Origin of the sequence: Pseudomonas sp. NyZ480 (assembly GCF_029537255.1) — a bacterium.
GTDB classification, from domain to species: domain Bacteria; phylum Pseudomonadota; class Gammaproteobacteria; order Pseudomonadales; family Pseudomonadaceae; genus Aquipseudomonas; species Aquipseudomonas taiwanensis.
The window spans coordinates 5,370,847-5,384,886 of record NZ_CP120626.1 but is presented as its reverse complement, the minus strand read 5'-3'; the positions used below and the strand labels follow the sequence as shown (position 1 = coordinate 5,384,886).

At 61.6% G+C, this 14,040-nt stretch carries 13 protein-coding genes; 5 read left to right on the top strand and 8 right to left on the bottom strand.

The window, feature by feature from the left end:
* Positions 1 to 6: 6 nt before the first annotated feature.
* Entirely contained in the window at positions 7 to 1,449 is a 1,443-nt protein-coding gene (gene zwf, locus P3R38_RS24780; RefSeq protein ID WP_277686686.1) for a glucose-6-phosphate dehydrogenase, read from the bottom strand.
* Between the two features lie 104 nt (positions 1,450 to 1,553).
* On the opposite strand from zwf, the gene hexR reads away from it, so the two are divergent.
* Both hexR and P3R38_RS24770 read left to right on the top strand, forming a co-directional pair.
* Positions 1,554 to 2,420 (top strand): transcriptional regulator HexR, encoded by an 867-nt coding sequence (hexR, locus tag P3R38_RS24775; RefSeq protein WP_023383081.1) that lies wholly within the window; start codon positions 1,554 to 1,556, stop codon positions 2,418 to 2,420.
* Positions 2,421 to 2,567: 147 nt separating this feature from the next.
* Complete coding sequence (locus P3R38_RS24770) at positions 2,568 to 2,786, top strand: hypothetical protein (protein ID WP_081669616.1); 219 nt, start codon at positions 2,568 to 2,570, stop codon at positions 2,784 to 2,786.
* Here the strand turns inward: P3R38_RS24770 and P3R38_RS24765 are convergent.
* Positions 2,728 to 3,690, bottom strand: a complete 963-nt coding sequence (locus P3R38_RS24765; RefSeq protein ID WP_023383080.1) for a LysR family transcriptional regulator — start codon at positions 3,688 to 3,690, stop codon at positions 2,728 to 2,730. The genes P3R38_RS24770 and P3R38_RS24765 overlap by 59 nt on opposite strands.
* A gap of 189 nt (positions 3,691 to 3,879) precedes the next feature.
* On the opposite strand from P3R38_RS24765, the gene P3R38_RS24760 reads away from it, so the two are divergent.
* Positions 3,880 to 5,295, top strand: a complete 1,416-nt coding sequence (locus P3R38_RS24760) for an acetyl-CoA carboxylase biotin carboxylase subunit (protein ID WP_023383079.1) — start codon at positions 3,880 to 3,882, stop codon at positions 5,293 to 5,295.
* An 11-nt stretch (positions 5,296 to 5,306) separates the two neighbouring features.
* Positions 5,307 to 7,115: a sodium-extruding oxaloacetate decarboxylase subunit alpha gene (oadA, locus tag P3R38_RS24755; RefSeq protein ID WP_023383078.1), complete on the top strand. Its 1,809-nt coding sequence runs from the start codon at positions 5,307 to 5,309 to the stop codon at positions 7,113 to 7,115.
* 91 nt (positions 7,116 to 7,206) lie between these two features.
* Here the strand turns inward: oadA and P3R38_RS24750 are convergent, their stop codons facing one another.
* The 3 genes from P3R38_RS24750 to P3R38_RS24740 are packed head-to-tail and all read right to left on the bottom strand — an operon-like array spanning position 7,207 to position 8,974.
* A complete protein-coding gene (locus tag P3R38_RS24750; protein WP_277686685.1) occupies positions 7,207 to 7,878 on the bottom strand; it encodes a GNAT family protein in 672 nt (223 codons plus the stop codon).
* 7 nt (positions 7,879 to 7,885) lie between these two features.
* Positions 7,886 to 8,332 carry a GNAT family N-acetyltransferase gene (locus P3R38_RS24745; protein WP_023383076.1) on the bottom strand — a complete coding sequence of 149 codons (447 nt, stop codon included), beginning with the start codon at positions 8,330 to 8,332 and terminating at the stop codon, positions 7,886 to 7,888.
* Between the two features lie 12 nt (positions 8,333 to 8,344).
* Positions 8,345 to 8,974, bottom strand: a complete 630-nt coding sequence (locus tag P3R38_RS24740; RefSeq protein WP_023383075.1) for an FMN-binding negative transcriptional regulator — start codon at positions 8,972 to 8,974, stop codon at positions 8,345 to 8,347.
* Positions 8,975 to 9,064: 90 nt separating this feature from the next.
* On the opposite strand from P3R38_RS24740, the gene P3R38_RS24735 reads away from it, so the two are divergent.
* Complete coding sequence (locus P3R38_RS24735; RefSeq protein WP_277686684.1) at positions 9,065 to 10,597, top strand: PLP-dependent aminotransferase family protein; 1,533 nt, start codon at positions 9,065 to 9,067, stop codon at positions 10,595 to 10,597.
* Between the two features lie 139 nt (positions 10,598 to 10,736).
* On the opposite strand, the gene P3R38_RS24730 is transcribed toward P3R38_RS24735, so the two are convergent.
* The 3 genes from P3R38_RS24730 to P3R38_RS24720 form a co-directional block, all read right to left on the bottom strand.
* Positions 10,737 to 11,840: a polyamine ABC transporter substrate-binding protein gene (locus tag P3R38_RS24730; protein WP_023383073.1), complete on the bottom strand. Its 1,104-nt coding sequence runs from the start codon at positions 11,838 to 11,840 to the stop codon at positions 10,737 to 10,739.
* Complete coding sequence (locus tag P3R38_RS24725; protein WP_023383072.1) at positions 11,840 to 12,883, bottom strand: histone deacetylase family protein; 1,044 nt, start codon at positions 12,881 to 12,883, stop codon at positions 11,840 to 11,842. Before P3R38_RS24725 ends, P3R38_RS24730 begins: the two co-directional genes overlap by 1 nt.
* Positions 12,884 to 13,031: 148 nt before the next feature.
* The gene (locus P3R38_RS24720; RefSeq protein WP_023383071.1) at positions 13,032 to 14,024 is read right to left on the bottom strand and encodes an AraC family transcriptional regulator; all 993 of its coding nucleotides are present in this window, start codon (positions 14,022 to 14,024) and stop codon (positions 13,032 to 13,034) included.
* Positions 14,025 to 14,040 lie beyond the last annotated feature (16 nt).

The window sequence follows — 14,040 nt, the reverse complement described above, 5'->3', positions numbered from 1 at the left end:
TTGAGTTCAGCTGTGCCACGCCCGTCCCTGATGGGCCAGCAGGCTATTGGCCTGCTCGGGGCCGTTGGTGCCCGCCGGGTAGTGGCGTGGCGCTTGGAAATGCTCCTCCCAGCCCTTGATGATCGGGTCGATCCAGGCCCAGGCCGCTTCGACCTCGTCGCGCCGCATGAACAAGGTCGAATCGCCTTCGAGCACGTCCAGCAGCAAGCGCTCGTAAGCTTCCCAGCGCCGGGTCTGGCCAAACACCTGGGCAAGGTTCAGATCCAGGTCGACCGGTTCCAGGCGCATGCCCTTGCCGGGGGTCTTGGTCATCATGCGCAGGCTGATGCGTTCGTCCGGTTGCAGCTGTATCAGGAGCTGGTTGGCCTGGCCGCCGTTGAACAGCTCATGGGGTACTGGTTTGAATTGGATGACGATTTGCGAGGAGCGCCTTGCCATTCGCTTGCCGGTGCGCAAGTAAAACGGTACGCCCGCCCAGCGCCAGTTTTCGATATGAGCCTGAACGGCGACGAAAGTCTCCGTATCGCTGTCGTTGTCGACATCTTTTTCGAAGTAGTACGCCGGCACTTCCTGGCCACCAATGCGTCCAGCGCCGTACTGACCGCGCACGGTCTTGTCCTGCACGTCTTGGCCGGTAATCGGTTTGAGGGCTCGAAGGATCTTCACTTTCTCATCACGCACCGCCTCGGCTTCGAAGTGGGCAGGCGGTTCCATGGCCACCAGGCACAACAGCTGCAGCAGGTGGTTCTGCAGCATGTCTCGGGTCGCGCCAGCACGGTCGTAATAGGCACCACGATTCTCGACGCCCAGTGTTTCACAGACACTGATTTGCACATGGTCGACCTGGCCATTGCGCCATACCGGCTCCAGCAGGGCGTTGGCGAAACGCAGGGCCATCAGGTTTTGCACGGTCTCCTTGCCCAGGTAGTGATCGATCCGGAACACGTGGGACTCGTCGAACACCGCGCCAATGGCTTCGTTGATGGCGGTGGCCGATTCCAGCGAATGGCCAATGGGCTTTTCCAGCACGATGCGGGCTTCGCTGTCAGCCAGGCCGGCGATGCGCAGGTGGTTGACGATCGGCACGAACAGGTTGGGCGCGGTGGCCAGGTAGTAGATGCGGGTAAGCCCACCGGGTTCGCCAAGGTAGCGGGCCAGGCGCCCGAAGTCCGCGCTTTGCGAAGCATCCATGGCGAAGTAGTCCAGGCGTGCGGAAAAACGCCGCCACACTTCTTCGTCGAAATCGTTGCGGGCGATCTGTGCCCGGCAATGGCGTTCGGCGAGCTTCACATAGTCGTTGTGTGGCAGGTTGCGCCGGGCCAGCGCAATGATGCGCACGGCATTATTCAGGCGAGCCTCGCGATACAGGTGGTAGAGCGCCGGCAGCAGGTTGTGCAGGGCCAGATCGCCAGTGCCACCGAAAACCAGAATGTCGCAAGGAATAGTCAAAACCACCACTCTCCACGTTCGTTTAACTGGGCGGGTTGGCGTGCATGTAGTATAACTACAAGAAAGCTACATCCCGGCCAGCCGATCATAACCGAGTCCAGCCTGTGAATCTGTTGCAACATATCGCTCAATCGCGCCACCTGCTGCGCAAATCGGAACTGAAAGTGGCTGACCATGTGCTGCTTGATCCGGCTGCAGTCATGCACAGCTCGATGGCCGACCTGGCTCACAGCGTGGGTATCAGCGAACCTACCATCGTGCGCTTCTGCCGTGCGATTGGCTGCTCGGGTTTCCAAGACCTCAAGTTGAAGTTGGCGCAGAGCCTGGCGGCCGGTGCCAGTTTCGGCCAGTTCGCGATCCACGAGGATGACTCGGTCGCCGACTACAGCCTGAAAATTTTCGACACCACGCTGCACACCCTCATGGAAGTGCGCGAACACCTCGACCCTCAGGCGTTGCAGCAGGCGGTGAGCGCCATGGCGCAGGCGCAGCGCGTGGAGTTCTATGGGTTCGGTGCCTCGGGTGCGGTGGCCGCCGATGCCCAGCACAAGTTCTTCCGTCTGTTGCTCAGCGCCGCGGCGTACTCCGACCCGCACATGCAGGCGATGTCTGCCGTCACCTTGAAACCTGGTGATGTTGCGGTCTGCATCTCGCAATCCGGGCGCTCAAAGGACTTGCTGATCACCGCCAACCTGGTGCGTGAGAGCGGTGCCAACCTGATTACCCTGTGCCCAAGCCAGACGCCATTGGCGGAGCTGTCCACGGTGAACCTGGCGATCGATGTGCACGAGGACACGGAAATCTATACGCCGCTGACCTCGCGTATCGCCCACCTGGTCGTGATCGACGTGCTGGCCATGGGCGTAGCCATGGCGCGCGGGCCAAGCCTGGTCAACCACCTGAAGAGCGTGAAGCGCAGTCTGCGCAGCCTGCGGTTGTCGCCGAAGTCGATCAAGGCGATGGACGACTGACCGGGCAGGCACTGCAGGCGTCGGTTTGCCGGCGATGCTCCGGTACCCAAACGACCAAATTTCACCATTTTGTCACCGTTTCACAGCCAAACCGTAAACCGCCAACGTCACGCTGAAGCTCCCGCATCTTAATCTGGGAGACAGGCAATGGCTCGTGACTACGACGGTACGTACCAACCCAGCGCCAAGGCTCGCAAGCAGCAGGAAAAAGATCAGCGTCGCATGGAATATCGACGCGCGATCGAAAGCTACTGCGACCAACGTCAATTGCTCCGCGACCTGGCGGACTACCCTGAGCTACAAGCGCTCACGGTGTGGCGGGCATCGTCGGCAGCTTCCCCGAAAAACGCTCAACAAGCGCACTGATCAAAGCACGTTCGCTGCGGATGAACGCCAGAAACGCCAAGGCCACCGGCGACTGTCGCTTGGCCTTGGACTGCACCACGCACCAGCTGCGATACAGGGGCAGCTCTTCGACCGGCAGCTCTTTGAGCACCCCAGTGGCGAGCTCCAGGTTCAGCGCATGGCGGGTCAGCAGGGCAATGCCAAGCCCGGCGATCACACATTCGCGCTGGGCATCGGCCGAGGCCACCTCCAGGGTCTGGGTGAAGTGCACGCGCTTGTCCTTGAAGTACTCCTCGCAAGCCTTGCGCGTGCCGGAACCCTGTTCCCGCACGAGCAGGGTATGAGGCTCAAGATCTTGCAGGCGCAAGTGTTCGAGCTTGCACAACGGGTGGTCCGGAGGCGCTACGGCAACGATCGGGTTGTTGAGGAATGGCAGAAACTCCAAGCCCATGTCCTGGGGCACCATCGACATGATGATCAGGTCATCGCGGTTGTCCGAAAGGCGCCGGATGGCCTGGGCGCGGTTGACCACCGTCAGGGTCAGGTTGACCTCCGGGTGACGCTGCTTGAAGGCGGCGAACAGGTGTGGCACGAAGTATTTGGCACTGGACTCGATCGCCAGCTTCAGCTGCCCCTGCAATGAGCCCTGCATGTCCGACAGTTGCATGTCGAGGCTTTCCAGGCGACCGAAGATATCCCGGCTGGCGCGCTGCAAAGCTTCAGCCGCCTCGGTCAGGTAGAGCTTCTTGCCGACATACTCGAACAGCGGTTGGCCGATCAGCTCTTCGAGCTGCCGAATCTGTAGACTAACGGCGGGTTGCGTCAACGCCATTTCTTCCGCAGCCCGGCTGTACGAGCGCAAATCGCACACCTCGTTGAAGATCTGCAGCTGACGCAATGTCATACGCATCAAGGACTTACGCATTTTTATCCGGGCTCCTGCAAAACCTTGTAACTGCACTATAAGCTTTTGCTAATACAGCCTCTAACAAATATTGATTTTTGTTTATCGACCTTCGGCGCTAGGGTGAATACGCGACTGGCCATCAACGTCTGGTCACGCGCCGACCGGTAGAACCGGCTCGTCTGTTCCTACGGCTTTGGGAAGACTCCAGTGATAAAAAAAATCCTGATCGCCAACCGAGGTGAAATCGCAGTTCGGATCGTGCGTGCTTGCGCCGAGATGGGCATTCGCTCGGTGGCGATCTATTCCGACGCCGACCGTCATGCCTTGCACGTCAAGCGTGCCGATGAGGCCTACAGCATTGGTGCCGAGCCGCTGGCCGGTTACCTGAACCCGCGCAAGCTGGTGAACCTGGCTGTGGAAACCGGCTGCGATGCGTTGCACCCCGGTTACGGTTTCCTGTCGGAAAACGCTGAACTGGCAGAGATCTGCGCTGAGCGCGGCATCAAGTTCATCGGGCCGGCTGCCGACGTCATTCGCCGTATGGGCGACAAGACCGAAGCGCGCCGTACCATGATCGCCGCTGGCGTTCCGGTGACCCCTGGCACCGAAGGCAACGTTGCCGATATCCACGAAGCCCTGAGCGAAGGCGACCGCATCGGTTACCCGGTGATGCTCAAGGCCACCTCCGGCGGTGGCGGCCGCGGCATTCGCCGTTGCAACAGCCGTGAAGAACTGGAACAGAACTTCCCCCGGGTCATTTCCGAGGCCACCAAGGCATTTGGTTCGGCTGAAGTGTTCCTGGAGAAGTGCATCGTCAACCCCAAGCACATCGAAGCACAAATCCTCGGTGACAGCTTCGGCAATGTGGTGCACCTGTTCGAGCGCGACTGCTCGATCCAGCGCCGTAACCAGAAGCTCATCGAAATTGCCCCAAGCCCACAGCTGACCCCCGAGCAGCGCGCCTACATCGGCGACCTGGCGGTGCGTGCGGCCAAGGCAGTGAATTACGAGAACGCCGGTACCGTGGAGTTCCTGCTCGCCGATGGCGAGGTGTACTTCATGGAGATGAACACCCGGGTGCAGGTGGAACACACCATCACCGAGGAAATCACCGGCATCGACATCGTCCGTGAACAGATCCGCATTGCCTCTGGCCTGCCACTGTCGGTCAAGCAGGAAGACATCCAGCACCGCGGCTACGCGTTGCAGTTCCGTATCAACGCTGAAGATCCGAAGAACAACTTCCTCCCAAGCTTCGGCAAGATCACCCGTTACTACGCTCCCGGCGGCCCGGGCGTGCGCACCGATACGGCGATCTATACCGGCTACACCATTCCGCCGTTCTACGACTCGATGTGTCTGAAGCTGGTGGTCTGGGCGCTTACCTGGGAAGAGGCCATGGACCGCGGCCTGCGGGCTCTGGACGACATGCGCGTGCAAGGGGTGAAAACCACCGCCGCGTACTACCAGGAAATTCTGCGCAACCCAGAATTCCGTAGCGGCCAGTTCAACACCAGCTTCGTCGAAAGCCATCCTGAACTGACCAACTACTCGATCAAGCGCAAACCCGAAGAGCTGGCCCTGGCCATCGCTGCCGCCATCGCCGCCCACGCAGGCCTGTGAGGAATTCCATAATGTCCAAGAAAATTCACGTAACCGACACGATCCTGCGCGACGCCCACCAGTCCCTGCTGGCTACCCGCATGCGCACCGAAGACATGCTGCCGATCTGCGACAAGCTCGACAAAGTCGGCTACTGGTCGCTGGAAGTCTGGGGCGGTGCCACCTTCGATGCCTGCGTGCGCTTCCTCAAGGAAGACCCGTGGGAACGCCTGCGCAAGCTGCGCGCTGCGCTGCCCAACACCCGCCTGCAAATGCTGCTGCGCGGCCAGAACCTGCTGGGCTATCGTCACTACAGCGATGATGTGGTCAAGGCTTTCGTGGCCAAGGCTGCTGTCAACGGCATCGACGTGTTCCGTATCTTCGACGCCATGAACGACGTGCGTAACCTGCGTGTGGCCATCGAGGCGGTCAAGGCTGCGGGCAAGCATGCCCAGGGCACCATTGCCTACACCACCAGCCCGGTACACACCATCGATGCGTTCGTCGCCCAGGCCAAGCAGATGGAAGCCATGGGTTGCGACTCGGTGGCGATCAAGGACATGGCCGGCCTGCTGACTCCCTACGCCACCGGCGAACTGGTCAAGGCGCTGAAAGCTGAGCAGTCGCTGCCGGTGTTCATCCACTCCCATGACACTGCCGGCCTGGCAGCCATGTGCCAGCTCAAGGCGGTGGAAAACGGTGCCGACCACATCGACACCGCCATCTCCAGCTTCGCCTGGGGCACCAGCCACCCGGGTACCGAGTCGATGGTCGCCGCGCTCAAGGGCAGCGAGTTCGACACCGGCCTGGACCTGGAACTGCTGCAGGAAATCGGCCTGTACTTCTATGCCGTGCGCAAGAAGTACCATCAGTTCGAAAGTGAATTCACCGCCGTGGACACCCGCGTGCAGGTGAACCAGGTACCCGGTGGCATGATTTCCAACCTGGCCAACCAGCTCAAGGAGCAGGGCGCTCTGAACCGCATGAACGAGGTGCTGGCCGAGATCCCGCGTGTTCGCGAAGACCTTGGCTTCCCGCCGCTGGTCACCCCGACTTCGCAGATCGTCGGCACCCAGGCGTTCTTCAACGTGCTGGCTGGCGAGCGCTACAAGACCATCACCAACGAAGTGAAGCTGTACCTGCAAGGCGGTTACGGCAAAGCGCCAGGCGTGGTGAACGAGCAACTGCGTCGCCAGGCCATCGGTAGCGAAGAAGTGATCGACGTGCGTCCGGCCGACCTGCTGAAGCCGGAAATGGCCAAGCTGCGCGCCGATATCGGCGCCCTGGCGCGCTGCGAGGAAGACGTGCTGACCTACGCCATGTTCCCGGACATCGGCCGCAAGTTCCTCGAAGAGCGTGAAGCCGGCACCTTGGTCCCCGAAGCCCTGCTGCCGATTCCGGAAGCCGGCGCAGCGGCGGCGCCAGGCGGAGAAGGCGTGCCGACCGAGTTCGTCATCGACGTGCATGGCGAAACCTACCGCGTCGACATCACCGGTGTGGGGGTCAAGGCCGAAGGCAAACGTCACTTCTACCTGTCGATCGACGGCATGCCGGAGGAAGTGGTGTTCGAGCCGCTCAACGAGTTCGTCAGCGGTGGCGGCAGCAAGCGCAAGCAGGCCAGCGCGCCGGGCCACATCAGCACGACCATGCCAGGCAACATCGTCGATGTACTGGTCACGGAAGGCGTTGTGGTCAAGGCCGGCCAAGCGGTGCTGATCACCGAGGCCATGAAGATGGAGACCGAAGTGCAGGCGGCGATCGCCGGCAAGGTCGTGGCTATCCATGTGGCCAAGGGCGACCGTGTGACGCCGGGTGAGATCCTGATCGAGATCGAGGGCTGAGATACGCCCTCATCTACAAGCGGTTAACCTCTGGGGAGCGGGTGCTCCCCTTTTTTTGCCTGGACGCCGGCAAGTCGGTCCAGTACCACCATCAGCCGTTGCGGCACGCCTCGAGTGTCTTGATCTGGCCCTCGGGACGCTGGTTGTCAGCACTCAACCACTGCTCGAACCCCGCGGCCACTCGCGGCCACTCATCATCGGTAATCGAATACCAGGCCGTGTCGCGGTTACGATCCTTGACCACCAGGTGCTTGCGGAACACGCCCTCGAACTGGAAGCCGAATCGCTCTGCAGCCCGCTTGGAGCGAGCGTTGGCGTTATTGCACTTCCATTCCAGGCGGCGGTTGCCCAGCTCGAAGCTCAGCTTGCCTAGCAGGTACACCGCCTCGGTGCTCTTTGGCGTGCGCTGCATGGCGGCGCCGAAGGCGATATGACCGATCTCGATGCGGCCATGATCGGGCACGATCGACATCAGGCTCAGGATGCCCTGCGCCTGTCCGCTGCGGCGGTCGATGACGGCATAGTAGAGCGGGTCACGCCCCGCAGCGTTGCTGTCTAGCCAGCGGTCGAAGGTGGCGCGCTCGGTGAAGGGTCCGTAAGGCAGGTAGTCCCATAGCCGCGGGTCCGAGGCTGGGCCTTGCAGCACCTCCCAGAGGTTGTCGCCATGGCGCGCTGGGTCGAGCTTTTCCAGGCGGATGAAACGGCCTTCGATGGGTTCTGCCGTAGGCGTAGATGCAGGTTTCCAGTTCAATGCGTCAGTCATGCTCAGCCTACAGCCCTTTGCGGAATTGGATGAAGCCAGGGCGCTCGGCAACCTGCTCGTACAGGCTGATGGCGGTGGCGTTGGTCTCGTGAGTCAGCCAGTGCACCTTGATGCAGCCAGCGGCCTTGGCCGTGGCATAAACGTGTTCGATCAGCTGGCGGCCGATGCCCAGGCCCCGTTGCTTGCTGTCCACGTACAAGTCCTGCAGGTAGCAGGAATTCTCGATGCTCCAGTTGGAACGATGATAGATCCAGTTGACCATCCCGACCGCCTCGCCATCGACCCAGGCCAGCGCCGAATGGGTAGGCTCGTTCGGGTCGAGCAGGCGCTGCCAGGTGCTGACGCTGACCTCCTCTGCCAGTTCGGTTTCATAAAAGCGCAGGTAGGCTTGCCACAGGGCGAGCCAGGCGGCGTGGTCTTCGGCGCGGACGGGGCGCAGGGTGACGCAGGTCATGGGGCTTTTCCTTCAGAGTTGGCGCATGTGCGCCGCGAGTTGATTGTCCAGGTGGTCGGCGCTGGCGCTGAGGCCTTCGCGCACGCCAGCGATGTCCTGCTCCGAGCGGTTCTGGCTGAGCTTGCGTGCTCCCTGCAGGCGGGCAATGGGCATGCGGATGCCGACAATGGCGCGGAGCATGCCGTCCACGTAGTCGGTGGGAGCGTCCGTCACGCTCCATGGCAGGTTACGGCCTTGCTCGTGGCGGTCGGTCAGGCGGCTGACGATGTCCAGCAAAGGGGTGGCATCGTGGATGACGTCGACCGAGCCATAGGCATGAACCGCCAGGTAGTTCCACGTTGGCACGACCTTGGGGTTGTCGGCTTTGCTGGGGTAGTAGCTGGGGCTGACATAAGCGTCCGCTCCTGGGAATACCAGCATTGCCTCGCTGCCGTGCTGCAGGTCCTGCCATTGGCGATTGGCTCGGGCAAGGTGAGCATAGACGGTGCCGAACTCGCCTTCGCTTGGCTCGACAAGCACGGGTAGGTGGCTGGCCAGCAGGCCGTGCTCGCCATGGCTGACCAGCACGGCAAGGCGTGTATCGAGCATGTGCTGGTGCAGGCGCTGGAGATCATGTTCCTGATGAGGCTTGCTGTTGTACATGGCGAGGTTCCTTGTCGAATCACTCCATCCTAGGCAGGCTATTGGCACCGAGTAAGAGCCATTAACGGCTGATTTCATAGGTCCAATTCCATGAGCGAGCGTCCTCTCGTATTGCCATTCGACCCTGCCGGCATCGTCCTCGACCGCCGCCGAGGCCTCAGCCAACAGCTGTATCAGGCACTGCGGGCACGGGTGCTCGATGGCCGGCTCAGCAGTGGTACACGTTTGCCAGCAACCCGCGACCTGGCCGCCATACTGGCGTTGTCCCGCAACAGCGTGATCCGCGCGTATGACCAGTTGTATGCCGAGGGCTACATCGAAAGCCGGGTTGGCGATGGCACCTATGTCAGTCGGCTGCCAAAACTATCCACACAACTATCCACAGGGTTATTCCGGGGTTTATCAACAGAGTTATCCACATTTTCATCGAAAAACACTGAGGATATATCCAGCCGAGAGCGTTCCAGCGAGCCGCTTGAGCGTCTGAAAAATAACCATTTACCACCACCAAAAAGTGGCGCGCCACGGGCATTTCGGGTGGGCATTCCCGCGTTCGACCTTTTCCCGTTCGAGGTCTGGGCCAAGCTGCAAGCGGGTTTCTGGAGAAATCCGGATCCCGCGCGACTCGGCTATGGGGACCCCGCAGGCGAGCGAGCTTTGCGAGAGCTGGTAGCGGCATATATGCGTCGTTCCCGAGGACTTTCGTGCACGGCTGAGCAAATTGTGATCACCCATGGCGCGCAGCAGGCCATCAGCCTTTGTGCACAGTTGCTGCTGCAGCCCGGCGACAAGGTGGCTGTGGAAAACCCAGGCTACCGGGCAGCAGGTCACGCCTTCGCCATTGCAGGGGCCAGGGTGATTGGGGTAGCGGTGGACGAGCAGGGCATGGACTGCCAACGACTGGCGCAGGTGACGGACTGCCGGTTGGCCTATGTGACGCCCGCTCATCAGTACCCCACGGGGGTAACCATGAGCCTGGCGAGACGCCTGGCGTTGCTGGACTGGGCCGAACGCAACGAGGGCTGGATCGTCGAAGACGACTATGACGGCGAGTATCGCTACAGCGGCGCGCCATTGGCACCCTTGGCCGCCCTCGATCAGCAGGGGCGCGTGTTGTACGTGGGTACCTTCGGCAAGATTGCCTTCCCGGCCTTGCGCCTGGGGTATCTGGTATTGCCTGCGCGCCTGGCGGAGGCCTTCAGCCAGGGCCGCGCGCTGGCGGTGCGGCATTCGGAAGTGGGCTCGCAGTGCGTAATGGCCGAGTTCATGGCCCAGGGGCACTTTCAGCGGCATATCCGGCGCATGCGCCGGGCAGCGTTGAGCCGCCGCAACGTGCTCAAGGCGGGATGGCCGGTGGATGTTCCCGGGCTAGGCGAAATGCCGGAAGTCGAGGCTGGGCTTCATGTGAAGGTAGATGTGGATAACCATGCCCGGGAGCAGGAACTGGTAGCCAAGGCTGAGGCGGTGGGGGTCGAGGTCAATCCGCTGAGCAGTTATTGGCTTGAGGACAGCGAGGTGCCTGTGGATAAACGCGCTGGGTTGGTTCTTGGGTTTGCGGCGGTGCCAGAAGGGGAGATCGCTGAGGCGTTGATGCGCTTGCGCAAGGCATGGAAGCAACGGTGACGCTGATGGCCACTTCGCGGGCGTATCCGCTCCCACAGGCACGGGTGTTCAAGGATATCGCCCCCGAGGGTTGGATTTGGGTCCACTTCCTTGGGGGCATACCCTTACGGGGAGCGGCTTTGCCCGCGAAGTGAGCGACTCAGGTGCCTGACTTGATCCGTGTCCAAGCCCGCGTGCGTGCCCGCTCCGCATCCCGTGGCAACGGCTTGAGGGTATACAGCTTGGTCATCGCCTCCGCTGTCGGGTACAGGTTGGGGTTGTTGCGAATAGCCGGGCTCACTTTTTCGGTGGCATCCTTGTTCGGGTTTGGATACCCGACGAAGTCGCTAATCGGCGCAATCACCTCTGGGCGCAGCAGGTAATTGATGAACGTGTGGGCATCTTCCGGGTTAGCCGCATTCTTCGGAATCGCCAGCATGTCGAACCAGATCGGCGCGCCTTCCTTGGGCAGGCGCATATCGACCACCACACCATTCTTGGCATCGCGGGCGCGGTTGGCGGCCTGGGAGAAGCTGCCCGAATAGCCCACTGCGACGCAGATATCGCCGTTGGCGATGTCCGCCATGTACTTCGAGGAATGGAAGTAGGTGATGTGCGGGCGGATCTTGAGCAGCAAGGCTTCGGCTTTCTTGTAGTCGTCAGGTTTGCCGCTGTTGGGGTCCAGGCCGAGGTACTGCAGAGCCAGCGGTAGAATCTCTGATGGCGAGTCGAGCAGTGCGACACCGCACTGCTTGAGCTTGGCGATGTTCTCTTCCTTGAAGATCAGGTCCCAGCTGTCCACAGGTGCTTTGTCGCCCAGCGCCGCCTTGACCTTGTCCGGGTTGAAACCGATGAGCACGGTGCCGTACATGTAGGGCACGGCGAACTTGTTGCCAGGGTCGTTGGCTTCGATCAGCTTCATCAGCGCAGGGTCCAAGTGTTGCCAATTCGGCAGCTTGGCGCGATCCAGCGGCTGGAACACGCCCGCCTCGATCTGCTTGGCCAGGAACACGTTGGACGGTACTACGACGTCATAACCGGAGTTACCGGTAAGCAACTTGGCCTCGAGCGCTTCGTTGGTGTCGAAGATGTCGTAGATCAGTTTGACGCCACTGTCCTTCTGGAAGTCGGTCAAGGTCTGTGGCGTGATGTAGTCGAACCAGTTGTATACGCGCAGGGTACGCTGTTCGGCCTGGGCATTGAGGGCGCCGGTGAACAGCGTGGCGGCGATGAGCGGGGCGAGCAGACGCTTGAGTCGGACCATTACCGGGCTCCTGGTTGTGCTTGCTGGAAGCCTTCCAGCACATTCACTGCGTTGATACCGATTTCTTCCACAGCGTAGCCACCTTCCATCACGAACAAGGTCGGCTTGCCCAGGGCGGCGATGCGCTTGCCCATTTCCAGGTAGTCCGGGCTGTCCAGTTTGAACTGGGAGATTGGATCGTCCTTGAAAGTGTCCACGCCAAGGGAGATCACCAGCACGTCCGCGTCATAGCTGGCGATGCGTAGGCAGGCGTCTTCCAATGCGGCGCTCCAGGCTGCCCAGTCGCTGCCAGCCGGCAGTGGATAGTTGATGTTGCACCCTTCACCCGCACCCTCGCCGGTTTCGTCGGCGTAGCCGAGGAAGAACGGGAATTCCGCTTGTGGGTCGCCGTGGATCGAGGCGAAGAACACATCGTTGCGGCTGTAGAAGATGTCCTGGGTGCCGTTGCCGTGGTGGTAGTCGACATCCAGGATCGCCACTTTCCCATAGCCTTGATCGAGGAAGGCCTGGGCGGCGATGGCGGCATTGTTCAGGTAGCAATATCCGCCCATGACTTCGGCGGCAGCGTGGTGCCCCGGTGGACGGCACAGGGCGAAGGCGGAATGTGCGCCTTCGACGATGGCGGCCTGGGCGGTCAGGGCTACCTGGGCGGCGCTGTAGGCCGCCTGCCAGGTCCCGGCTGTGATCGGGGCGCCAGCGTCGAAGCTGTAGTAGCCCAGTTCGCCATGCAGGCCAGTGGGCTTGACCTGGCGCAAGGTGCGGGCGGGCCAGGTGAAGGGCAGCAAGTCGCCCTCGTGACCCAATGCGGCCCAACGTGCCCACGCACCTTCGAAGAAGTTCAGGTACTCGGCGCTGTGGATGCGCTGCAATGGCGCACGACCAAAGTCGCTCGGCCCTTTTACCTCGCCGAGGTTGCGCTTTTTCACGCGTTCGAGCACATGATCGGCGCGCGATGGCATTTCGAAGCAAGGCATCAGCTTGCCGTCGATCAGCTCGCAGCGGCCGTGGTGCAGGCGATGATCATCGGAATAGATCGTCAGCATTGTTGTTCTCCGGTTTTACTGGCGTAGGCCCATTGTCATGGGCAGGCCTGGGGTGGAGAACGACGCAAACGGCCAAAAGGGGATAGATGTGGCCAAGCTCGTTGGCCGTTCAACGACCCATGGGCCGACTTGCCGGCGATAAGACCCGTCAGCCTCGATAATGACTTGGCGCCACACCACTCCAGCGCTGGAACGCATGGCGAAAGCTCGCTGTTTCGCTAAATCCCAGGGTTTCGGCGATCCGGTAGATCGGCATCTGCGCATCGGCCAGCAGCTGCTTGGCCCGCTCGAAGCGCAGCTCATCCAGCAGTTGTTGATAACTGCAGCCCAGCGCTTGCAGGTGCCGGCGCAGGGTGCGCGATGAACAGTTCATCTGCCGCGCCAGGCCGTCCAACCCAGGTGCGGCATCCAGCTGTTGCAGCAGTAATTGGCGAATGCGCCCGAGCCAGGCCTGGCGACCGGTGAACTCCAGGTTCAGGCGCCGGCAACGCTCGCTCATGGCTTTGTGCGTGATGGGGTCGGCCAGTGGCAGTGGCGTGTCTAGCCAGCGGCGCTCGAAGGCGAAGGCATTGTCCTCGGCATCGAAACCCAGCGGACACTGGAATGCACCGGTATAGAGCGCATGGTAGACGGGCCGACGGTGTTCGAAGCGGGCACCAAGCAGCGGCAGCGTGCGTCCCAGCAGGTCATCGCAGATGACTTTCAGCGACACCAGGCAGAACTCGGCATTGAAGGCCGCCAGCGCTGGGCTGTCGCGGTAGTCGCTGGCACTGAACCAGACGCGCTGGCCATCATCCACCAGGCGCAGCTGGAAGACTGTTCCCAGCAGTGCCGGGTAGCGCAACGCCAGGCGCAGGGCGTCACCCAAAGTGGCACTGGAGAGCAAGGCGTAACCGAGCATGCCATAGCACGACACATGCATCCGCCGGCCCAATTCCAGGCCGATATCCTCGCGCCGAGCCACAGCATTGGCGCAGACCTGCAGCTCCTGCTGGGTGGTGATGCGCGCATCGGGATGCCCCAGGTCTGCCGGGCCTATGCCACTGCCGGCCAGCAGCGACGCAGCCTCGCAACCTTCTTCCTGGAAGAGGTTGAGAATCAGCGAAACCGCGTTGAGGGTGGTGAGGTGGCTGTGCAGCATGCTCGGAATCCCGTTG